This window comes from Psychromarinibacter sediminicola, from assembly GCF_029168335.1.
In the GTDB taxonomy this organism is placed as follows: domain Bacteria; phylum Pseudomonadota; class Alphaproteobacteria; order Rhodobacterales; family Rhodobacteraceae; genus Psychromarinibacter; species Psychromarinibacter sediminicola.
Genome location: NZ_JARGYC010000018.1, coordinates 54,410 through 75,748 on the forward strand (window position 1 = coordinate 54,410; position 21,339 = coordinate 75,748).

Here is a 21,339-nt window from a genome sequence, read left to right on the forward strand (position 1 = left end):
GTCTGTCCTGTTTTTTACATTTTCTACGGAACCGAACGCTACGTGGCGCGTTTGGTTCCGCACTGTGATGAAAAAATTGTGCGGCACCTATGGTTCGAAAGAAAAAAGAATCGGCACAGGAAAACGAGATGGACGGAGAACGGGACCAGTCTCACCTTGAGCAGCAGATCGACGACAATCTGCGCAAGGTGTTTCAGCGGACGATGGACGAACAGGTGCCAGATCGCCTGACCAGCCTTCTGCAGCAGCTCAAGGAGCAGGACACGCGCAATGACCAATGAAACCCACGGGCAGGACCCGCGCGAAGAGGTGGTGGCGCATCTGCCCGCCATGCGCGCGTTCGCCGTGAGCCTGACGCGCGACGCGGCCAGCGCCGACGACCTGGTGCAGGATACGATCGTCAAGGCGTGGAAGAACTTCGACAAGTTCCAGGAAGGCACAAATCTGCGTGCCTGGCTGTTCACGATCCTGCGCAACACGTTCTATTCCGATCTGCGCAAGTCGAAGCGCGAGGTCGCCGACGCCGACGGCGCGATGGCCGCGACCCTGTCCGAGAAACCCCACCACGACGGCCGACTCGCGATGGCCGATTTCGAGAAGGTCTTCGGCGAACTGCCGGTCGAGCAGCGCGAGGCGCTGATCCTGGTGGGGGCGTCCGGCATGTCCTATGAGGATGCCGCCGAAACCTGTGGCGTGGCGATCGGCACGATCAAGAGCCGCGTCAACCGCGGGCGCGCCCGGCTGATCGAACTGCTCGACATCGGCGACGACGAGGCGCTGGAGATGACCGACAGCGCCACGATGGCAGTGGTCAACGGAGCGCTGCAACCGCGGAAGAACATCGCTTGATCAACAGGCTTCGGGAATCGAGTCAGTCGCTCACGTTTCGGATCGCGGCGCTGCTTGCGCTTGCGCTGCTTCCGATCGGGCTGATCTCGGTTGCCACGACGTTCCAGTTGCTCAGCCAGGCCGACCGCAAGGCCGAGACCAACCTGCTGGCCCTGACATCCGAGGCCGCGGCGCCGGAAGAGGCGCATATCCGCACCGGAATCGGCGCCGCGAACATGCTCGCGGCGATGGTGCCGCGATTGCGACGGTCGAACTGGGACTGTGCCGAGCCGCTTGGCGATTTCGTCCGCGACTCCCAGGCGTTTTCGTTCGCCGGCTACGTCAGCGCCGAGGGCACGATCCTCTGCGCTTCCGAAGGTCAGGGCACCGACGTGTCGGACCGGCGCATCTACAAGACGATGGCCGCCGACCCGCAGACCCGCATCACGGTCTCGCCCGACGCGCTGGTCAGCCAGACCTCGGTGGTCATGGTGACCGTTCCCGTCCGCCGGAACGGCCGGTTCGACGGGTATGCCGCGGTTTCCCTGCCGCACGGACAGCTGTTCCGCCCGCTCGACCAGCTGTCCGAGGACCGGCCGCTCGACCTGATCACCTACAACGCCGAAGCCGAGGTACTGACCTCCAGCCGCGGGCTCGACGACGTGGAACGGCACCTGCCGGCGAATTACGAGCTGTCCGACCTGCTCTACGCCCAGGACGGCGCCTTCATCGACGAGACCCGCGCGGGATTCCTGCGGGTCTTCGCCGTCGTGCCCATCGTCCCGGGCCAGGTCTTCGCCCTGGGCAGCTGGGAACACCGGCGCAACGATTTCATCGAGGGGCTCAGCATCACCTCGTCGATGCTGTTCCCGGTGGCGATGTGGCTCGTCTGCCTGGCGGTCGCCTTCTTTGCCGTTCAGCGCATGGTGATCCGCCCGACCCGCAACTTGCGGGCGAGAATGCTGCAATTCATGCGCAGCCGCCGGATCACCGAACCGCGGCACGAGGCCTCGACCCCGCGCGAGCTGCGCGAGATGGAAGAGACCTGGATGCGGCTGGCCGAGAACGTCCTGCACGACGAGGCGGAACTCTACGACACGATCCATCAGCGCACGGTGCTGCTGAAAGAGGTGCATCACCGGGTGAAGAACAACCTTCAGCTCATCATCTCGATCCTCAACATGAAGGTCCGCAAGGCCCGCGGCGCAGAGGTGAAGGACGCGCTCGCCGACATCCGGCAGCGGGTGATGGGCATCGCCCGCGTGCACCAGGAACTGTACGAGACGTCGACGGCCGAACGGGTTCAGGCGGGCGAGTTGCTGCGCGCGATCGTGGGACAGACCGTGCGCACCGCGCTGGACGACAGCAGTGCGGTGAACTTCGTGGAGGAGTACGACGATATCGTCGTCTACCCCGACCAGGCCGTCCCACTGTCGCTGGCCGTCACCGAGCTGCTGACCAACGCGCTCAAGAATCTCGACGCGCCCGGGAACGAGAAGCCGACCCTGTCGATCCGGCTGACGCGGGACGAGACAAAGGGCGCGCGCGTGGAGCTGTGCAATTCGCTAAATCCCGACGGCCCGCACGAGCAGGAGGAAGCCCGCAGCAGCGGACTGGGCATGGCGCTGGTCACCGCCTTCGCGCACCAGATGGAGGGCTTCGCGGAAAGCGAGGCCACGCCGGAACAATACTGCGCGATCCTGCGTTTCCCGATCGCCGATTTCGACGACACCAAGATGCCGGGTGAGCTGGCCTTGGCGTAGGGACGTTCCGGAACATGGGGGCCGGCATCCATGGACGACGCAGCGACGCCGCGGCTGGCCGACCCGCAGATCCTGATCACGGCCGCCGAGGCCTATCCGGCCTTCGAACGCCGCGTTCTGGCCGCCGAGCGCGAGGTAATCCTGGGCTTCCGGATATTCGACCCGCTGACCCGCCTGCGCTCGTCCGAGGCGCGGGAGGTCGGCGAGACCTGGCTGGACCTCTTGGAGCACACGCTACGGCGCGGCGTGCGGGTGGAGATTCACCTGTCCGACTTCGATCCCATCGCCGCGACCCAGCTGCACGCGCTGTGCTGGCGCAGCGTTCGCATGCTGTGCGCCCTGTGGGAGCTCGCGGGCCCCTCGGCCGGCGCCCGCCTGTCCCTGTTCCCGGAAATCCACCCGGCCAAGACCGGGCGGATCGCGCGCATCTTCTTCTGGCCCATCGTGGCCGCCAAGATGCGCCAGATCGTCCGGCACGAGGAGACCGGGGCAAAGCCGTCGCACCGGCGGCGAGTCCTGAAATACCTGCCGGGCATCGCCTATCTGCGCGACCGCTACAAGGGGCGGCCGGCCCTGTCCTTCCCCGCCACGCATCACCACAAGCTGGCGGTCATCGACGACCGCTGGCTGTTCATCGGCGGGCTGGACGTGAACGAGCGGCGCTGGGACGACTGGGACCACAACCGCCCGGCGCAGCTGACCTGGCATGACGTGCAGGTTCTGGCCGAAGACCCGGTCAGGGCCACCTCCGCGCGGCGGCACCTTCAGACCTTCAACGACGCCGCCGCCGGCCGGCACGAGGTGGTCGACGCGCCGGGCCTGCTGCGCACGCTGGCGCGCGACCAGAGCCGCCGGAGGCCCTGGACGATGGGGCCGGGCACGGTGGCCGACGAGATCGCCACCTGCCACCGCGAGGCGATCGGCCGAACCGAAAAGCTCGTCTATATCGAGACGCAGTTCTTCCGCGACCGGCGCATCGCGCGATGGCTCGCTCGGCGCGGACGCGAAGAGCCGGATCTGAAGATGATCCTCCTGCTTCCCGGCGCCCCCGAGACCGTGGCCTTCGAGGAGACGCCGAAGCTCGACGGCCGTTTCGGCGACTTCCTGCAGGCGCGCTGCATCCGCCGGATCCGGCGCGCCTTCGGCAAGCGCCTGCTGATCGCAAGCCCGGTTCAGCGCCGCGCGGCCAACGGCGTCGACATGGACGCCGACCGCGCCACCCTGCGCGGCGCGCCGATCGTCTATCTGCACGCGAAGGTGTCGGTGTTCGACGACCGCCTCGGCCTCGTGTCTTCGGCCAACCTGAACGGCCGGTCGCTGCGCTGGGACACCGAAGCCGGGATCGCGCTGAAGGATCCGGCGCAGGTGGCCGGCCTCCGGCAGCGGTTGAGCGCCCACTGGTGGCCCGAGGTGCCCGGCATCGACGCGCTGCCGGTCGACCGGATGTTCGGCGTCTGGCGCCGGCTTTTGCGCGAGAACGCGGCGGAGGAGCCGGACGAGCGCACCGGCTTTCTCGTCCCCTACGATCGCAGGGCGGCGGAAGAGACCGCCATCGCGCTGCCGGGCGTGCCGGAAGAGATGGTCTAGGCGTTCAGCCCTCGCCCATCCGGTCGCCCGGCCCGATGGACCAGCCGCGCAGCACGTCCTGCGCCGATTGCGCGCCCCGGCCGGCCCGTTGCAGCCGGGTGATCCGCACCGCACCGGAGCCGCAGGCGACCGTCAGGCGATCGTCCAGCACCGCGCCGGGGTCGCCCTCCGCGTCGACCACGTGGGCGTTGAGCAGCTTCAGCCGTTCGCCGCGCAGGCCGGTCCAGGCCCCGGGAAAGGGCGACAGCCCGCGGATCAGCCGGTCGACCTCCGCCGCCGGGCGGGTCCAGTCGATCCGCGCCTCGGCCTTGTCGATCTTATCGGCATAGGTCACGCCCTCCTCCGGCTGCGGTTCCGGCGCCAGCGCGTCCAGCCGATCCAGCGCCTCGACGATCAGCCGCGCGCCCAACGCCGACAGCCGGTCGTGCAGCGTCCCGGCGGTCTCGTCCGGCGCGATCTGCAGCGCCTCGCGCAGCAGGACCGGCCCGGTGTCGAGCCCCGCCTCCATCCGCATGATGCAGACCCCGGTTTCGCGGTCTCCGGCCATGATCGCCCGCTGGATCGGCGCCGCCCCGCGCCAGCGCGGCAGAAGCGAGGCGTGGATGTTCAGACAGCCGTGATCCGGCGCATCCAGCACCGGCTGCGGCAGGATGAGGCCATAGGCGACCACGACGGCCACTTCCGGCTTCAGATCCGCAAAGGCCTGCTGCTCGGCCGGATCGCGCAGCCGCTCGGGGTGGCGCACCGGCAGGCCCAGCGCCTCGGCCCGGGCCTGCACCGGGGAGGGGCGGTCCTTCTTGCCGCGGCCCGCCGGGCGGGGCGGCTGGCAGTAGACACAGGCGATGTCATGCCCCGCCGCCACCAGCGCCTCCAGCACCGGCACCGAGAAATCCGGCGTGCCCATGAATACGACGCGCATCGTCAGCCCTTCTCCGTCCCGGTCGGCGCGCAGCAGGCGCGCACGGCGGGATGCCCGCCGCAGCAATCCTCTATCAGGTAGCCCATAAGCCCGCCAAGCGCAGCAAAGTCCACCCGGTAGATGACGCGGCGCGACACGCGCTCCGGCCGGACCAGCCCCGACGCGGCCAGCGCTGCCAGATGGAACGAACTGCGCGACGGGCTGGAGCCCACGGCCGCACCGATCTCGCCCGCCGCGGCACCGTCCGCGCCCGCCTGCACCAGAAAGCGCAGCATTCGCAGCCGCGTGCCGTCCGACAGGGCGGAGAGAGCCTTCAGGGCTTGCGTCTCGTCCATATTTCAACCATACTTGAATCGTTGAGATATTCAGGAACCCTATGCCATGACCGACCGCCCCGCAACGCTCGACGCCTTCCTGACCACGCTCCGGTCCGCGGACCCGAACCTGCCGACCCGGTTTCGCACGCCCGGCGGCGACCTCGGCGCCGGGTTCCACATCACCGAGCTGAAGCACGCCGACATAGAGAGCATCGACTGCGGCGGCCGGCGCAGCCGCTTTCGCGAGGCCGTGGTCCAGGTGCTGGACGGGCGCGGCCCACGGGCGATGCCGGCGGGCAAGATGGCCGCGATCCTCGCCCGCTCGCTCACTGAGATCCCCGGGCTGGGCGACGCGCCTTTCGCCGTGGAATGCGCCCCCGCCAACCGCGGCCTGACACGCTACCGGGCGGATGTGCCCCGGATCGAGGACGGCCACTTGGTGATCGCCCTGTCGCCGGAGCACGCCGTCTGCAAGCCGATGGCCGACCGGGCCGGCTGCGCCCCGAAGACGCCGTGCTGCGCCTGATCAGGCCCGCTTCTGCGCCCTCTTCAGCAGCATCCTGCGTTTCAGCGGGCTGAGATTGTCGAAATACATCCGCCCCGCGAGGTGGTCGATCTGGTGCTGTACGCTGGTGGCCCACAGCCCCTCGAACGCCTGCCGGTCCCACTTGCCGCGCGGGGTCAGATACCGCACCACCACCTGCGCCGGCCGCTCCAGCCGCGCCGAGGCGCCGGGCAGGCAGGGGCTGGCCTCCTCGTGCGCGCGCAGTTCCGGCGACGCCTCGATCACCTCGGGATTGGCCAGCCGCACCGCCTGTCCCCGCGCGTCCGAGGCATCGACCACGGCAAGCCGGAGCATCACTCCGATCTGCGGCGCGGCAAGGCCGACGCCCGGCATCGCCTCCATCGTGTCGATCATGTCGTCCCAGACGGCGCGGACCTCGTCGGTGATCTCCTCCACGGTGTCGGCGGTCGTGCGAAGCCGCCGGTCCGGCCAGCGCAGGATCGGCCGTACCATCACACCATGCCCCCGCGCGCCGCCAGCGCGCGAAGCTCGGCCTCCGTCGCCACCCGGTCTTCCTCGCTCATCCGGTCGGGGATCATAATCCCGTCCAGATGATCGAACTCGTGCTGCGCGCAGACCGCTTCGAACCCATCCAGTTGCCGCTCCTCGCGGAAACCGTCCAGCGTTGTCCAGCGCATCGTGACCTCGGCCGGCCGCTCGATCTCGGCCGGCACGCCGGGGATCGACAGGCACCCCTCCTGGTGGACGGCGGTCTCCTCGGACCGCCACAGGATCTCGGGGTCGATGACGATGTCGGGGGCCCGCGCGACCCCGTCCTTCCAGTGACAGTCCATCACGAACATCCGCAGCCCCACGCCCACCTGCGGCGCGGCCAGCCCACGGCCCGGCGCGTCGTACATCGTGTCGACCATGTCCCAGGCCAGATCGCGCACCTCCGGCGTGATCTCGCCCACGGGCCGCGCCACCGCCCGCAAACGCGGGTCGCCCCAGACGAGGATCGGCAGGCGGCTCACGCCCGCGCCCGTTCGCGCTTCAGCTTCTGCATCTTGCGGGTGATCATCTGCCGCTTCAGCGGCTTCAGATAGTCGATGAACAGCTTGCCGTTCAGATGGTCGATCTCGTGCTGCACGCAGGTCGCCCAGAGGCCCGAGAAATGCTCCTCCTGCGGCTTGCCGTCCAGATCCATCCAGGACACCGTCACCTCCGCCGGCCGCTCCACGTCGGCATATTGCTCGGGGATCGACAGGCAGCCTTCCTCGTAGACGTTCGTCTCGTCCGACGACCACGTCACCTCGGGGTTCAGCAGGACCATCGGCCGCGGCGGCTTGTCCTCTTCCTTGACGCAGTCCATCACCAGCATCCGCGCCATCTCGCCCACCTGCGGCGCGGCGAGCCCGATGCCCGGCGCCTCGTACATCGTCTGCAGCATGTCGTCGGCCAGCCTGCGCAGCTCCGGCGTGACCTCCGTCACCGGATCGCAAACCTTCTTCAGGCGCGGATCGGGGTGGATGATGATATTTCTCAGCGTCATGAAGGTCATTTAGGCGAAGCCCGGCAGCCGCGCAATGTCACTTGCACCCGGGGCGTGAAGGCGTAGCTTGCCGCATCGAAGCAGTCGCACGGAGGGCCCATGGATTTCGACCGCATCCCGAACCGCATCGGCACGCACGCCTCCAAGTGGGACAACATGGAGGGGTTCTCCGGCGTTTCGCCCGAGGACGGCATCTCCATGTTCGTGGCCGACATGGACTTCGACGCGGCGGACTGCATTCGCGACGCCATCCGGCAGGAGGCCGAGAACGGCTATCTCGGCTATTTCGGCAATGTCGAACCGGTGACGCGCGCCGTCTGCGACTGGATGCACGGCACGCACGGCTGGGACGTGCAGCCCGACTGGGTCAGCTACAGCCATGGCGTCGTGTCGGGCTTCGGCATGGTGCTGGAGGCGTTCTCGGATCCCGGCGAGGCGATCGTCCTGTTCACGCCGGTCTACCACGCCTTCTTCCGCAAGGCCGAGGCCAAGGGCCGCAGGATCCTGCAATCCGAACTCGTGCAGCGGGACGGCCGCTACGAGATGGACCTCGACGCGCTGGCCGGGCAGCTGACCGGGGAGGAGCGGATCGCGGTCCTGTGTTCGCCGCACAATCCCGGCGGCCGAATGTGGGAGCCGGCGGAGATCTCGGCGCTGGCCGACTTCTGCGCCGAGCACGATCTGCTGCTGCTGTCCGACGAAATCCACATGGACCTCGTCTTTCCCGGAGCCAGACATGTCCCCACCGCCCTGGCCGCGCCGCAAGCCACCGACCGGCTGGTCACGATCACCGCGGCCTCCAAGGGCTTCAACATCGCCGGCGGCGAGACCGGGTTCATTATCGTCGAGGACGCGGAGCTGCGCGCGAAGATCGACGCGGTGCAGAAATCCTTCGGCGGCACGCCCAACCGCTTCGGGATGCTGATGACCAAGGCCGCGCTGACCGAGGGCCGCGCCTGGAGCGAGGCGTGCCGCGCCTACCTGGCCGAGAACTTCGCGATCTGGAAAGAACGGATCGGCGCGCTGCCGGGGGTCGAGGTGATGGACATGCAGTCCACCTACCTGTCCTGGGTCGATTTCTCCAACACCGGCATGACGCCCGAGGAGACGAACCGCCGCATCCGCCAGGACGCCCGCATCGCGCAAAGCCCCGGCGCCCAGTTCGGCAAGGGCGGCGAGAGCTTCCATCGTTTCAACCTCGCGATGCCGCGCGCGCGGCTGATGGAGGCGATCGACCGGCTGGAGAAAGCGTTCGGCGACCTGCAGTAGCGGCCGGTTCAGTCCCGCCCGATCAGCGCCACCGGCGCCGTCTCGTCCCGCGCGAAGTCGAGCGGTGCCTGGTCCACGGCGGCCGTGTTGCGCTTGAACTCGTAGACCATTTCGCCGTCGTCCTCGGCGCTGGCCACGATCAGGCACTGGTACAGGTGCCGCCCGCCCGAATACAGATCCACCAGCCCGCGCAGGTGCGGCGCGTCCTCGGCATCCAGCGCGAAGCCGCCGTCCCAGAACCGCAGCACGCGGAACACCTGCTCGCCCACATGCACGCGCAGGCGGCTGTTCTTGCGCAGGTCGGCCTTGCGCGCGGCTTCGAGGCCGTCGAGGATCTCCTGGGGCAGATAATCGGTCATGGCAGCACTCCACCGGTCAGGGCAAGTGAACGACGCTCTTGCAGATTCGGTCAAGCGAACTTTCGGTAAATCCGAAACTCCGGCGGGGGTCAGCTCGCCCTGGCGATCTTCGGACGCAGCACGTGCGGATGCGCCGGATCGTATAGCGCGCTGTCGCGGAAATCGCGCCCCCGGGCCAGCGCGGGCCCCACCAGGATCAGCGCGGTGCGCGTGATCTTCTCGGCGCGCACCTTTTCGCGAATATCGGCCAGCGTGCCGCGGATCAGCATCTCGTCCGGCCAGCCGACGCGATAGGCCACCACCACGGGACAATCGGCGCCGTAGTGCGGGACCAGCACCCGCTCGATCTCGCGCAGCGCCCGGACGCCCAGGTGGATCGCCAGCGTCGCGCCGGTGCGCGCGAAGTTCTCCAGCGTTTCGCCCTCGGGCATCGAGGTCGACTTCATCGACACCCGCGTCAGAACCACCGACTGCGCGATCTCCGGCACGGTCAGTTCCTGCCCCAGCGCCGCGGCGGCCGCGGCATAGGCCGGCACGCCCGGCACGATCTCGTAGGGGATGCCGTCCGCCTCCAGCCGCCGGACCTGCTCGGCGATGGCGCCGTAGAGCGACGGATCGCCCGAATGCACCCGCGCCACGTCCTCGCCGCGCCCATGCGCCGCAACGATCTCGGCATGGGTCTCGTCCAGCGTCATCGGCGCGGTATCCATCACTCGCGCCCCCTCCGGTGCCCGCGCCACGACCTCGGCCGGCACCAGCGAGCCGGCATAAAGGCAGACCGGGCACCGTTCGATCACCTTCGCCGCCTTGATCGTCAGCAGGTCCGGATCGCCCGGCCCCGCACCCACGAAGAACACCGTCATCCACAGCCTCCTTTCAGGCGCCGCGCGAAGGCCAGGCGATCGTCCAGACAATCTGCCCACCCATCGCCACACTGCCCGCGCCCCGAACTTCTTCTCGTTGCAAATACGCCCAGCGGAGTCGTCCATCGAGGCGCCATCCGTTCGAACCAGATGGACGACCGCAACGGCCTCCCCCCAGCCGCCCGAGATCCCACGTCGTCCGGACCCGACCGCAGCCTCGACGCAAGACCCGAGCCCCAGCAATCGGCACCGCCCCGATCAGACTGGGTCGGCCCGCCACAGGCTCCCCTCCCCCGGCCACGGGGGAGGGCCAGGGAGGGGGCCGAGGCATCTCTTGGCGCGGCACGCGCCGCAATCGGATCACGACACATCCGACAAATCCCCGTCGATCTTCCGCGCATAGCCGCGCGGCGTGTACATCCGCGGCCCCTCGCCCGATTGCCAAAGCCGCGACTGCGACGAGCCGACCAGTACCACAGTCAGCATGTCGACCTCCTCGACCTCCAACTCGTCCAGCCGCCTGTACCGCAGTCTCTCCTCCGGCCGCCCAAGCGAGGTGGCCAGCAGCACCGGGCACTCCCCCGGCCGATGCTCCAGCAACATGTCCCGCGCCAGCGCCAGCAGCTCGCGGCGCCGCTTCGACACCGGGTTGTAGAAGGCGATCACGAAGTCCCCCTCCGCCACCGCCCGGATGCGCCGCAGGATGTCCGCGCGCGGGGTCAGCAGGTCCGACAGCGAGACCGCGCAGAAATCGTGCCCCAAAGGCGCCCCGGCCCGCGCCGCCGCCGCCTGCAGTGCCGACACGCCCGGCGCCGAGATCACCTCGACCCGTCTTGCCGCATCGCTGACACCTTCGGCCTCCCGGTCCAGCAATTCGAAGACCAACGCGCCCATCGCGTAAATCCCGGCGTCGCCCGAGCAGACCAGCGCGACCGACTTGCCCTCGGCCGCCCGCTCCAGGGCGAAGCGGCACCGCGCCTCCTCGCCGCCGAGCGGGAAGTCGTGGCGCGGCTTGCCCGCCGCCAGCGGCCCCAGCAGGTCGATATAGAGCCCGTAGCCCACCAGCTCGTCCGCCTCCGCGATCAGCCGCGAGGCCTCCGGCGTCCGCCAGGCCGCCTGCCCCGGCCCGATGCCGACCAGCGCCACCCGGCCGCGGCCCCGGCCGGCCGGGGCCGCGATGGGCGTCGACGCCAGCGACAGGGCGGCCGTCGCCATCGCCGACTTGCGCTTGGGATACCAGAGCGCCGCCTCCGGCCCCGCCGCCGCCAGGCCTGCGTTCTCGGCCACGCCATGCGTGCCGATCTCGGAGAACACCACCTCCGACGGCGTCTCCGTCCGCCCCGTCTCGGCCTCCAGCTCCGCCGCCGGGAACATCCGCAGCGGCACCCCGAGATGCGCGGCCAGCGCCAGAACCGCCGGCTCGTCCGCCTTGATGTCGGCCGTCGCGATGGCGGCCAGCGCCTCCGGCGCCAGCTCCGCCTCGGCCAGCAGCCCGTCCACCAGCGCGATCAGCTCCTCCGGCGGGCAGTCGCGCGACGCGCCCACGCCCAGGACCGCGCGTCGCGGCCGGTAGATCAGCGTTTCCGGCTTCGCCGCCGCGCAAGGCGCCATCGTGCAGAAGATGTCCACGGCGTCGCCTGCGGGCAGATCCCCGAGCCACTCGGCCTTCGCCGCCTCGTCTCCCATGACCCGCGCGCCGCCGCCCGCCAACAGCGCCGCCATCGCCGGTTTCGCCGCCTCCGGGTTGGCCAGCGCCCAGCCCGCCGGCGGCGCGTCCAGCGCCACGCCCAGCGCCACATCCCCCGCCGTCGTCACCGCCGCCGTCCCGTCCAGCGCGGCGGCGATCTGCCGTGCCAGCCGGTTCGCGCCGCGATGTCCGCCCAGAAGCGGCACCACGACAGCCCCGTCGTCGGAGACCGAAACCACCGGCGGCTCGGCCCGCTTGTCCGACAGAAGCGGCGCGACGGCCCGGATCAGGATACCGCTCGCGCAGACACCCACCACCGGCACGCCGGCGGCGAACAGGTCGCGCGCATGCTCCAGGCCATTGCCGAACCAGGCATCCGCCCGCTCCACGCGCCCCTCGCGCCCATGCACCGCCGCGCCCAGCGCATCGGCGACACGATGCGCCACGGGCTCGCCGGAGTGCGACAGAGCCAGCACCACAGGTTTCACAGCCACGGATCGGCCCCCTTCGTCAGCAGGATCATCGAGAAATAGGGCGCCGCCTCCGGCGCCTCGGCCAGCGGCAGAACGCGCTCGTCGGCCAGCGTCGCCCGCTCCACATACACCGCCTGCCCGGTCAGCCCCAGCCGGTCCAGCACCGCGCGGATGCGTGGCAGGTGCCGGCCCACTTTCATGATCGCCAGGCTCTCCGCGCCGGCGACCCGGCTTTCCAGCTCCGCATCCGGCAACGGCCCGGGCAACACCGTCACCCGCTCGTTCCGCGCGGCAAGCGGCATGCCGGCCCGCGCCGCGCAGGCGGTCAGCGAGGTCACGCCGGGCACCACCTGGACATCGAAGTTGCCCTTCAGCCGCGCGTGCAGGTACATGAACGAGCCGTAGAAGAACGGATCGCCCTCGCACAGGCAGACGACGTCGCGCCCGGCCACAAGCTCGCCCCGGATCGCCGCCGCGCCGCGGTCATAGGCGGCCTGCGCCGGTTCGCGTTCGCGCGTCATCGGCACGTCCATGACGATCTCCTGGGCGCCCTCCGGGATCAGCTCGGCCGCGATGGACCGGGCAAAGCTGCGGCCGCCGGCCAGGGTCGGATAGGCGATCACCTGCGCCTCCTCGATCAGCCGCGCCGCGCGCCGCGTGATCAGGTCGGGATCGCCCGGCCCCAGCCCAACGCCGTAGAGGGTGCTCATCGCTTCACCAGGCTCCATTGCGTTACCGGCATCAGCGGACGCCATCCGGTCAGGCCGCCCACGGGTTCCGCCCGCTGCACCGACAGCTTCACGAGCTGCCCGCCATGCGCCCTGTGCAGCGCCAGCAGTTCCGCCTCGCTCTCCAGCGTCACCGCGTTCGCCACCAGCCGGCCCAGCGGTTTCAGCGCCGCCCAGGCGGCCGAGAAGACGTCGCCCGTCAACCCGCCGCCGATGAAGATCGCGTCGGGCGGCGCCAGCCCGTCCAGCGCGTCCGGCGCCTCGCCTCCGATCAGCTCCAGCCGCGGCGCGCCCAGCGCCAGCGCATTGGCCGCGGCCATCTCGCGCCGGTCGGCGCGCGGCTCGATCCCGATGGCCCGGGCGTAACGCGCCGCCCGCATCCACTCCACCGCGACCGAGCCGCAGCCCGTGCCGATGTCCCATAGCAGCGCGCCGCGCATCGGCATCAGCTTGGCCAGCGTCGCCGCGCGAACCTCCTGCTTGGTCATCGTCCCGTCGTGGCGGAACAGCTCGTCCGCAAGGCCCGGCACCCGCGGCAACAGGGCCGCGTCCGGCGCCGCGATGCACTCCACGGCCATCGTGTTGAAGGCCGGCACCGCGTGCGACCAGGTCTCGGCGATGCCGTCGAACCGTTGCTCCTCCGCGCCGCCCATGGCCGCCAGGACGGTCATCCGCGACTGGCCGAAGCCGCGCTCGGTCAGGAACGCGGCGATGCGGGCCGGCGTGTCCTCGCCGGTCGTCAGGATCAGAAGGCGCGCGTGCGGCTGGATGAAGGCGATCATCTGCTCCACCGGCCGGCCATGCACCGTCAGCGTCTCGACATCGGCCAGCGACCAGCCCATCCGCGCCGCGGCCAGCTGGAAAGCCGACAGCTGAGGGTGATAGACGATCTCGGACGGGTCGATGGCGCGGCCGATCCGGGCGCCGACGGAGAACCACAGCGGATCGCCGGTGACAAGGATCACCGCGCGGCGCCCCTTCAGCGAACGGATCGTATCGATCATCGCGTCGAAGGGCGACGGCCAGGCGATGCGCTCGGCCGTCACGGTCTGCGACAGGGTGTGATGCCGGTCGCCGCCGACGATCACCTCCGCCGCCTCGACGACGGCGCGGGTGGCGGGGGTCAGCCCGTCCATCCCATCCTCGCCGATCCCCACGATATGCAGCCAGGGTGCGCTCATCGGTCCCTCCGGTCCCTCTTCGCGGGCGAGAAGCTCCCGAATGGGAGCGCCGAGCCGTCCATCATGCCCCGTCCTCCGGCAATCCCGCCGCCAGCGCGTTCACGGCGGCCGAGGCCATGGCCGACCCGCCGCGCCGCCCGCGCAAGGCGACGAAGCCGCAGCCGCGCGGGTTCGCGGCCAGTTCCGCCTTCGACTCCGCCGCCCCGACGAAGCCCACGGGAAATCCCAGGATCAGCGCCGGCCGGGGCCAGCCCGCCTCCAGCCGCTCCAGCAGGTGGAACAGCGCCGTGGGCGCGTTGCCGATGGCCACGACGGCGCCGTCCAGCCGGTCGCGCCACAGCTCCACGGCGGCGGCCGACCGGGTGGTGTCTAGATCGCGGGCCAGCCCCGCGACGGAGCGGTCGTTCAACGTCACGACGATCTCGTTCTCCGCCGGCAGAGCGCGCCGGATGATCCCGGCGCCGACCATCTCGCAGTCGCACAGCACCGGCGCCCCGGTCTGCAGCGCCATCTGCCCGGCTTCGAACGCGCCGTCCGAAGCGGCCAACCGGTCGGCGACCTCGACCATCCCGCAGGCATGGATCACCCGCGTGGCGAGTTGCGCCATGCCGGGGCCGAACCGGTCCAGCCGCGCCTCGCGCCGCACCGTCGCGAAGCTCTCGGCATAGATGGCGGCGGGATCCTTCAGGTAGGGGCGCATGATCGGGCGGTCTTTCCGGTGGCCCGCGCGGGACACCTCCGGCGGGAGTATTTGGTCCAAGATGAAGATGCGCTCATTTCCGGCCAACCCGCGCGCTTTCCGGGCCAAGCGGGTGATCCGCATGGGGATAGGGCGCATGGTGGTGGTGATGATGGTCGTGATCGTGGTGGTGGTGGTGATCGTGCCCGTGCGCGTGGTGGTGATGTCCGGCCATCTCCAGCCGGCACGCACCGGTGCAGAACGTGTCGCACAGGGCGCAATCCTCCACGTTGGAGCCGGGCGCCGAGGCCCCCTGCCCCTCGACGTGGTGATGGTGGCTTTCCTGCACCGCGCCGACCTCGGCCTCGAAGCCCAGGATCTGCGTGCGGTACTTGCACAGCACGCAGGTGGGCGGCGGCATGTCGGCGAAGGCAGGGTGGTTGCGCTCCTCCGGCCGGATATGGCGGTGACGTCCGTTCTCCAGCGCCAGCACCTGTTCCCGGTAGGCACAGACGCCGCAATTGGGAATCGGCGCATCGCCGGCGATCTCGCGCACCCGTTCGGCGAAGGTCTCCAGCACCTTGTCGTGATCGTTCAGATATCCGGCCTTCACGAAATCGGTTTCCGGATGCGCGGCGGCGACCTTGTCGGTGAAACCGTAGATCCGGTCGATCAGGATGCCGGTGAACAGGAAATACGGGAACACGATGACCCGCTTGTAGCCCAGCCGCGCGACATGGGTCAGGCAGGGCTCCACCAGCGGGAAGGTGACGCCGGAATAGCCGACCTCGCACCAGCCGAAGCCCATGCCCTCCCACAGCATCCGCGCGATCTTGGCGACGTTCGCGTTGGCGTCCGGGTCCGACGCACCACGCCCGATCACCACGAGGCAGGTGTCGTGCAGCGGTACTTCGCCGGCCTCGGCATTGGCGCGATCCACCGCCTCCTGCACCCGCGCCCCGGCGGCGGCGATCATCTTCGGGTCGACGCCCAACTCGCGGCCATAGCGCAGCTCGATCCCGTGCCTGGCGGCATAGGTGTTCAGAACGGTGGGGATGTCGTTCTTCGCGTGCATCGCCGCGAACAGCATCCCCGGCACCGCCAGGATCCGTTCGCAGCCCGCCTCGCGCAGGCGGTCCAGCCCGTCGCGGATCACCGGGTTGGCGAATTCGAGATAGCCGTAATCGGTGAGCCAGTCCTCCGGCAGATACGCCGGCAGCTTCCGCGCCAGCACCGCGAACTCGTCGACGGCGGCCTGGCTGCGCGAGCCGTGGCCGCAGATCATCACGCCCGTCCTGCCCATGGCTCAGGCCTCCTGAGGGGTCTCCTCCTCGGACACCTCCTCGTCGCTCTCCGCCTCCTCGTCCGCGTCCTTGCGCCCCTTCAGCCCGGCCCAGGCGGCGACGGCGATGGCGGCGCCCAGCGCGGCCAGGCCGATCCAGTGCCCGTGACCGGCGACCTCGGCCAGATGCCCGGGATGCGCCAGCGCGGGACCGGCGGCGAAAGTCGCGGTGATGAAGACGATACGCATGGGTCTCTCCCCTTTCGTTTCGATCTCGTCGGAAAGGGCAAGCCCGCCGCTTGCGGCGCTGACGACGCGGCGTCGGGCCCCCTGGTTGGGTCGGCCGTCCGGCGCTCTCCTCTCCGGCCCCTGTCGGGCTTCGTCGTGGCGCGGTGTAGCCCGGCGCCGGCCGCATCGCAAACGGATTTGCGGCATCGGCCCCCTCCGCAGCGACCTGTGCAGCCTTGCAGCCCGCCTGCGCGGCGGAAATCCGTGTCCTGCAAGGCACTTCGCCCTATGTGACGTACCAACACCGAATTCAGGAGGAGCAAATGGGCCATCTCGACAACGGCCAATGGGTCGAACAGAGCCTGGCGGAGCGCGCCAAGGGCGGCGCCTTCAAGCGCGCCGACACCGCCTATCGCAACTGGATCACGCCCGACGGCAGCCCCGGACCCAGCGGCGAGGGCGGCTTTCCGGCCGAGGCCGACCGCTATCACCTTTACGTCTCGCTGGCCTGTCCCTGGGCGCATCGCACGCTGATCTTCCGCAAGCTGAAAGAGCTGGAAGGCCTGGTCGGCGTGTCGGTCGTCCATCCCGACATGCTGAAGGACGGCTGGAGCTTCGACACCGACTTCGACGGCGCGACGGGCGACGACCTCTACGGCCTGTCCTTCCTGCGCGAGCTTTACGTCAAGGCCGACCCGCAGGCGTCCGGCCACGTGACCGTCCCGGTCCTGTGGGACAAGAAACGCGAGACCATCGTGTCGAACGAATCGGCCGAGATCATCCGCATGTTCAACTCCGCCTTCGACGGGCTGACCGAAAACACCGACGACTACTGGCCCGAGGCGCTGCAGGGCGAGATCGCGCCGGTGAACGAGCGCATCTACGACACCGTCAACAACGGCGTCTACAAGTCCGGCTTCGCCACCGGCCAGGACGCCTATGACGACGCGGTGCACGCGCTGTTCGAGTCGCTCGACTGGCTGGAGCAGCGGCTGTCGCAGAACCGCTACCTGATGGGCGACCGCATCACCGAGGCCGACTGGCGGCTGGTCACCACCCTGTTCCGCTTCGACCCGGTCTATCACACGCACTTCAAGTGCAACCGCAACTACCTGCGCGACTTCCCCAACCTCTGGGGCTATGCGCGGGAACTCTACCAGTGGCAAACGCCGAACGGGCGCGTGTCGGACACGGTGAACTTCGACCACATCGTGCGCCACTACCACTACAGCCACGAATCGGTGAACCCGTACCGGATCATCCCGATCAACCCGGTGCTGGACTGGGAGGCCCCGCACGGGCGCGACGCCGGCGCCGACGGGCAGCACCTGCGCGCCGTCTGACCCCCGCGGGCTCGCGGTCAGCCGGCTTTGGGGGCGGCCGCGACGCCCCCAACCGCGCCCGCCTCGCCATAGTGATCGACCACGGCGGCAAGGTCCTCCGGCGGCATGCCGCTGGGCAGGAAGGCGCAGGCGTTGGGAATGTGCTGAAAGATCGAGCCGTCGGAGAAGAACGAGGTGTTGGTCACGAAGACCACCCGCGCCGACGGCTGCCGGTAGCTGGCGAAATCGGCCACGGCAAAGGCGCTGCCGCCCTCCAGCACGAGATCCAGGACGATCACGTCGATCGCGCGCTCCTGCAGGATGCGCACGGCCGCCTGCTCCGACAGGGCGACCGTGACGGCGGCGCCCTGACGGCACAGATGGCACCGCCACAACTCGGCGAGGCCGGCTTCGCTCTCCACTATCAGCACGTCCATATCGAATCCCGGATATACGGGCCCGCCGCGGCACGGCCGCTTCGTGTCGCGTGCAACCCGATAACAAAATGCTACCAAATTCCTAACAGGGCGTTAACGACAGGCCGGCAACGGGTCGGTCACCGAATTCCGCCGGCGGGAAACTTGCGGATTGCCGGCGGATCGGTTTCAAACGCGCCGATGAACGCGAGGATCCGATGACGACCTGGATCACGATCTGCGAGACCTGCAAACGCGAAGGCTGGGAGGAGTCGGGCGCGACCGAGACCGACGGCGCCCGGCTGGCCGAGGCGATCGAGGCGCGGCCGGTGCCCGAGGGCGTCCGGCTGCGGCGCCACGCCTGCCTGATGGGCTGTGGCAAGGGCTGCAACGTGGCGATCCAGGCGGCGGGCAAGCTCTGCTACACGCTGGGCGGCTTCGAGCCCGGGGCAGAGGCGGCGCAGGCGCTGCTCGACTACGCCGCGCTGCATGCACAGAGCGACAGCGGCCAGGTGCCCTACCGGCAGTGGCCGCAAGGCGTGAAAGGGCATTTCGTGACCCGTCACCCGCCCCTGCCCGATACATGACCGCTGGGCGCGACGCCCCCGGGACGGCGGGCGGGGCGTCGCCGCTTGCGGCGCGCGTCCGCCCGGCGGCCCGATGACCCACGCCGCGGCGCTGGTCTGCGCCCTGCTGCTCGATGCCCTGCTGGGCGAGCCGCGCTGGCTCTGGGCGCGCCTGCCGCATCCGGCCGTCCTGATGGGCCGCGCCGTCGGCGCCGCCGACCGGCGGTACAACACCGGCGCGCGGCGCCAGCTCAAGGGCACGGCCGTCCTGGGCGCGCTTTGCGCGGGCGCGGCGCTCGCCGGGCTCATCATCGCGCAGCTGCCCGGCGCCTTCCTGATCGAGATCGTCGTCGCGGCGATCCTTCTCGCCCAGCGCAGCCTCGCCGATCACGTCGCCGCCGTCGCCGCCGCCCTGCGCCTGTCCGTCGCCGAGGGCCGTGCCGCGGTGGCCCGCATCGTCGGCCGCGACACCTTCGCCATGGACGGCCCGGCCACCACTCGCGCCGCCATCGAGAGCGCGGCCGAGAATTTTTCGGACGGCGTCGTCGCGCCGGCCTTCTGGTTCCTAATCGCCGGGCTGCCCGGCCTGCTGGTCTACAAGCTGGTCAACACCGCCGACAGCATGATCGGCTACCGCACGCCCCGCCACGCGGCCTTCGGCTGGGCCGCCGCCCGGTTCGACGACCTGCTGAACTGGATCCCCGCCCGTCTGACGGCGCTCGTGATCTGGCTGGTCCACGGCTGTCCGGCCCCGTGGTCCGCCATCCGCCGTGACGCCGGCCTGCACCGGTCGCCCAATGCCGGCTGGCCCGAGGCCGCGATGGCCGCCGCGCTGGACGTGGCGTTGTCCGGGCCGCGCGCCTACGACGGCGAGATGCGGGCGTTCCCGTTCGTGCATCCGGACGGCAACCGGCATTCCGGCCCCGATCACATCGACGCGAGCGTGGCGGTCCTGTGGCGCAGCTGGGCGGCGCTGCTGGCGCTTTCGGCGCTGTTGGCCGTTGCCTGAGGCGGGTCCGCTGATACATTGCCGCCAAACAGGTAAGAGGTCTGAAATGCGCATACTCAAAATCCTTTCGATCGCCGCCGCGCTCGCGGTCGGCGGCGGCGGCCTTCAGGCGGCGGAGACCGAAAAGCTCTATGTCGAATGCGGCGGCAGCTTTTCCGGGTTCGTCGCCAAGATGAAGGCGCAGGCCGAGGCGATGACCTATCCGCCGCAGGTCACCGATCCCTTCTTCGGCGCCGCCAACTACCTGCAGCGGACCATCAACGCGGACCGGCGGCAGGGCATCTTCAACACCGATTTCATCGACTTCTCGCGCAAGCTGATCGCGCAGTACCGGCTCGACAAGGGCCGGCAGAACGCGCAGAAGTACGACGCGATCTTCTCCCGGATCGAGCAGGAGCTGGGCGTGCCCCGCGGCATCCTGCTGTCCTTCTGGGCCTTCGAGACCGATTTCGGCGCCTTCACCGGCGACTTCAACACGCTCGACACGCTGATGACGCTCAGCCACGACTGCCGGCGGCCGGAGCTGTTCCAGCCGCAGGTCTTCGCGGCGCTGGAGCTCTATGCCCGCGGCCAGTTCTCGGTGAACCAGCAGGGCGCCTGGGCCGGCGAAGTGGGGCAGGTCCAGATGCTGCCCATGGACATCATGCAGCGCGGCTATGACGGAGACGGGGACGGGACCGTGGACCTGGACAACTCGGTCGCGGATTCGCTGTTTTCCGGGGCGAACATGCTGCGCAGCTTCGGCTGGCGCCCGAACGAGCCCTGGATGCAGGAAGTGGTCGTTCCCGACAGCATGCCCTGGGAAGAGAGCGGGGTGCAGCCGGAGGATTACCGGCCGGTCGAGGAGTGGGCCGCCTGGGGCGTGCGGCCGCGCTCGGGCTCGTGGCAGGGGCCGGACCTGGAGGCCGCGCTGATGCTGCCGATGGGGCACGAGGGGCCGGCCTTCATCATCTATCCGAACTATCAGGCGCTGTTCGAGTGGAACCAGAGCTTCGTCTACGTGGCCACCGCCGCCTATTTCGCGACCCGGCTGGAGGGGGCGCCGGTCTACGACCCGGGCAATGCGCCGGCCCGCCTGTCGGATGCGGAAATGAAGGCGCTGCAGCGCAAGCTGGTGGCGCGGGGGCATGACGTGGGCGAGGTCGACGGCATCCTGGGGGCCGGCACCCGGGCCGCGGTTCAGGCGGAGCAGGAACGGCTGGGCCTGCCGGCGGATGCCTGGCCGACGCGGGAGCTTCTGAACCGGCTGTGACGGGGTGCCCAAGGTTGGACAGGGGGCCAAGCGTCTGACATCGTTATATTTAGCGCTAACAAGTCCGGCGGCGTCCGCAGATCCTGTCCGACCGCGAGCGATCCGGGCGGCGGGATGATCGAGGGTCGAGAAAAAGTCTAACGATTTACCGGAGGCAACGCCGATCTCCGGCACGCATGGGGCGTTTACCGGAAGTTAGGTTTCGTGCTATCTGATGGACCTACGGAAGGTTTTTCAGTCTCATCACTGAAAACGGCCCCGCAGAGGTGCTTCTCTGCGGGGCCACTCTTTCAGGGCCGCCTTAGCGACCGATCCAGAGCCGGACGATCGCGACGATCAGCGTCAGGAACGCGATCAGGACCATCCATTTTCGGAAGGCTTTCTCCTCCAGCCTCATCACCTCCTTTCGCCGCGAGGTATCGCGGCAGGGGGACGCTATGAGGAGAAGTCGAATAAAGGTTTAGAGCGTTTGCCCACCGACATGAATCGATTGGGGATTCCCATTCGGCCGAGGGACTGATTCACTGACCCTGGGGCAGATACTGGGGGCAGCG

The 21,339-nt window shown here is 69.5% G+C and carries 24 protein-coding genes; 10 read left to right on the forward strand and 14 right to left on the reverse strand.

Annotated features, from left to right (window positions below; genetic code table 11):
* Nucleotides 1-128 precede the first annotated feature (128 nt).
* From P1J78_RS08880 to P1J78_RS08895, 4 genes are read left to right on the forward strand one after another with little or no spacing between them, the layout of a single operon-like run.
* On the forward strand, nt 129-281 hold the full coding sequence (locus P1J78_RS08880; protein WP_275566985.1) for a NepR family anti-sigma factor: 153 nt from the start codon (nt 129-131) through the stop codon (nt 279-281).
* Nucleotides 271-849 carry an RNA polymerase sigma factor gene (locus P1J78_RS08885; protein WP_275566986.1) on the forward strand — a complete coding sequence of 193 codons (579 nt, stop codon included), beginning with the start codon at nt 271-273 and terminating at the stop codon, nt 847-849. The genes P1J78_RS08880 and P1J78_RS08885 overlap by 11 nt, the downstream gene beginning before the upstream one ends.
* Nucleotides 846-2,591: a sensor histidine kinase gene (locus P1J78_RS08890; RefSeq protein WP_275566987.1), complete on the forward strand. Its 1,746-nt coding sequence runs from the start codon at nt 846-848 to the stop codon at nt 2,589-2,591. The genes P1J78_RS08885 and P1J78_RS08890 overlap by 4 nt, the downstream gene beginning before the upstream one ends.
* 30 nt (nt 2,592-2,621) lie before the next feature.
* Nucleotides 2,622-4,178, forward strand: a complete 1,557-nt coding sequence (locus tag P1J78_RS08895; RefSeq protein ID WP_275566988.1) for a phospholipase D family protein — start codon at nt 2,622-2,624, stop codon at nt 4,176-4,178.
* A gap of 4 nt (nt 4,179-4,182) precedes the next feature.
* On the opposite strand, the gene fmt is transcribed toward P1J78_RS08895, so the two are convergent.
* Together fmt and P1J78_RS08905 are read right to left on the reverse strand one after the other, a co-directional pair.
* Nucleotides 4,183-5,097: a methionyl-tRNA formyltransferase gene (gene fmt / locus P1J78_RS08900; RefSeq protein WP_275566989.1), complete on the reverse strand. Its 915-nt coding sequence runs from the start codon at nt 5,095-5,097 to the stop codon at nt 4,183-4,185.
* Nucleotides 5,098-5,099: 2 nt separating this feature from the next.
* Nucleotides 5,100-5,432 (reverse strand): ArsR/SmtB family transcription factor, encoded by a 333-nt coding sequence (locus P1J78_RS08905; protein WP_275566990.1) that lies wholly within the window; start codon nt 5,430-5,432, stop codon nt 5,100-5,102.
* A gap of 46 nt (nt 5,433-5,478) precedes the next feature.
* Between P1J78_RS08905 and P1J78_RS08910 the strand changes: the two genes are divergently transcribed.
* Entirely contained in the window at nt 5,479-5,940 is a 462-nt protein-coding gene (locus P1J78_RS08910) for a DUF6428 family protein (RefSeq protein ID WP_275566991.1), read from the forward strand.
* Here P1J78_RS08910 and def (P1J78_RS08915) read toward each other — a convergent pair whose 3' ends face one another.
* Genes def (P1J78_RS08915) through def (P1J78_RS08925) form a run of 3 tightly spaced genes read right to left on the reverse strand, consistent with a single transcriptional unit; the run spans nt 5,941 to nt 7,471 of the window.
* Complete coding sequence (def, locus tag P1J78_RS08915; RefSeq protein WP_374213216.1) at nt 5,941-6,432, reverse strand: peptide deformylase; 492 nt, start codon at nt 6,430-6,432, stop codon at nt 5,941-5,943.
* Nucleotides 6,432-6,953 (reverse strand): peptide deformylase, encoded by a 522-nt coding sequence (def, locus tag P1J78_RS08920; protein ID WP_275566993.1) that lies wholly within the window; start codon nt 6,951-6,953, stop codon nt 6,432-6,434. Before def (P1J78_RS08920) ends, def (P1J78_RS08915) begins: the two co-directional genes overlap by 1 nt.
* A complete protein-coding gene (def, locus tag P1J78_RS08925) occupies nt 6,950-7,471 on the reverse strand; it encodes a peptide deformylase (protein WP_275566994.1) in 522 nt (173 codons plus the stop codon). The genes def (P1J78_RS08920) and def (P1J78_RS08925) overlap by 4 nt, the downstream gene beginning before the upstream one ends.
* A gap of 99 nt (nt 7,472-7,570) precedes the next feature.
* Between def (P1J78_RS08925) and P1J78_RS08930 the strand changes: the two genes are divergently transcribed.
* Nucleotides 7,571-8,740, forward strand: a complete 1,170-nt coding sequence (locus tag P1J78_RS08930) for a MalY/PatB family protein (protein WP_275566995.1) — start codon at nt 7,571-7,573, stop codon at nt 8,738-8,740.
* Between the two features lie 8 nt (nt 8,741-8,748).
* Here P1J78_RS08930 and P1J78_RS08935 read toward each other — a convergent pair whose 3' ends face one another.
* From P1J78_RS08935 to P1J78_RS08970, 8 genes are all read right to left on the reverse strand, one after another.
* The gene (locus P1J78_RS08935) at nt 8,749-9,099 is read right to left on the reverse strand and encodes a hypothetical protein (RefSeq protein ID WP_275566996.1); all 351 of its coding nucleotides are present in this window, start codon (nt 9,097-9,099) and stop codon (nt 8,749-8,751) included.
* 89 nt (nt 9,100-9,188) lie between these two features.
* Nucleotides 9,189-9,962 (reverse strand): precorrin-4 C(11)-methyltransferase, encoded by a 774-nt coding sequence (gene cobM / locus P1J78_RS08940; protein ID WP_275566997.1) that lies wholly within the window; start codon nt 9,960-9,962, stop codon nt 9,189-9,191.
* A gap of 360 nt (nt 9,963-10,322) precedes the next feature.
* A complete protein-coding gene (gene cobJ, locus P1J78_RS08945; protein WP_275566998.1) occupies nt 10,323-12,143 on the reverse strand; it encodes a precorrin-3B C(17)-methyltransferase in 1,821 nt (606 codons plus the stop codon).
* A complete protein-coding gene (cobI, locus tag P1J78_RS08950) occupies nt 12,134-12,832 on the reverse strand; it encodes a precorrin-2 C(20)-methyltransferase (RefSeq protein WP_275566999.1) in 699 nt (232 codons plus the stop codon). The genes cobJ and cobI overlap by 10 nt, the downstream gene beginning before the upstream one ends.
* Nucleotides 12,829-14,031, reverse strand: coding sequence for a precorrin-6y C5,15-methyltransferase (decarboxylating) subunit CbiE (gene cbiE / locus P1J78_RS08955; protein WP_275567000.1), 1,203 nt, complete (start codon nt 14,029-14,031; stop codon nt 12,829-12,831). The genes cobI and cbiE overlap by 4 nt, the downstream gene beginning before the upstream one ends.
* 61 nt (nt 14,032-14,092) lie before the next feature.
* Nucleotides 14,093-14,731, reverse strand: a complete 639-nt coding sequence (locus P1J78_RS08960) for a precorrin-8X methylmutase (RefSeq protein WP_275567001.1) — start codon at nt 14,729-14,731, stop codon at nt 14,093-14,095.
* A gap of 73 nt (nt 14,732-14,804) precedes the next feature.
* Nucleotides 14,805-16,013 carry a sirohydrochlorin chelatase gene (locus tag P1J78_RS08965; RefSeq protein WP_275567002.1) on the reverse strand — a complete coding sequence of 403 codons (1,209 nt, stop codon included), beginning with the start codon at nt 16,011-16,013 and terminating at the stop codon, nt 14,805-14,807.
* Between the two features lie 3 nt (nt 16,014-16,016).
* Nucleotides 16,017-16,241, reverse strand: a complete 225-nt coding sequence (locus P1J78_RS08970; RefSeq protein ID WP_275567003.1) for a DUF6732 family protein — start codon at nt 16,239-16,241, stop codon at nt 16,017-16,019.
* Nucleotides 16,242-16,543: 302 nt separating this feature from the next.
* Here P1J78_RS08970 and P1J78_RS08975 point away from each other — a divergent pair, with 302 nt between their 5' ends.
* Nucleotides 16,544-17,563 carry a glutathione S-transferase family protein gene (locus P1J78_RS08975; RefSeq protein ID WP_275567004.1) on the forward strand — a complete coding sequence of 340 codons (1,020 nt, stop codon included), beginning with the start codon at nt 16,544-16,546 and terminating at the stop codon, nt 17,561-17,563.
* Nucleotides 17,564-17,580: 17 nt separating this feature from the next.
* On the opposite strand, the gene P1J78_RS08980 is transcribed toward P1J78_RS08975, so the two are convergent.
* Nucleotides 17,581-17,979, reverse strand: coding sequence for a response regulator (locus P1J78_RS08980; RefSeq protein ID WP_275567005.1), 399 nt, complete (start codon nt 17,977-17,979; stop codon nt 17,581-17,583).
* Between the two features lie 197 nt (nt 17,980-18,176).
* On the opposite strand from P1J78_RS08980, the gene P1J78_RS08985 reads away from it, so the two are divergent.
* The 3 genes from P1J78_RS08985 (at nt 18,177) to P1J78_RS08995 (ending at nt 20,785) form a co-directional block, all read left to right on the forward strand.
* Nucleotides 18,177-18,545 carry a DUF1636 family protein gene (locus tag P1J78_RS08985; RefSeq protein ID WP_275567006.1) on the forward strand — a complete coding sequence of 123 codons (369 nt, stop codon included), beginning with the start codon at nt 18,177-18,179 and terminating at the stop codon, nt 18,543-18,545.
* Nucleotides 18,546-18,618: 73 nt separating this feature from the next.
* Nucleotides 18,619-19,533 (forward strand): adenosylcobinamide-phosphate synthase CbiB, encoded by a 915-nt coding sequence (cbiB, locus tag P1J78_RS08990; RefSeq protein ID WP_275567007.1) that lies wholly within the window; start codon nt 18,619-18,621, stop codon nt 19,531-19,533.
* Nucleotides 19,534-19,579: 46 nt separating this feature from the next.
* Nucleotides 19,580-20,785 carry a lytic murein transglycosylase gene (locus P1J78_RS08995; protein WP_275567008.1) on the forward strand — a complete coding sequence of 402 codons (1,206 nt, stop codon included), beginning with the start codon at nt 19,580-19,582 and terminating at the stop codon, nt 20,783-20,785.
* Nucleotides 20,786-21,339: the final 554 nt, after the last annotated feature.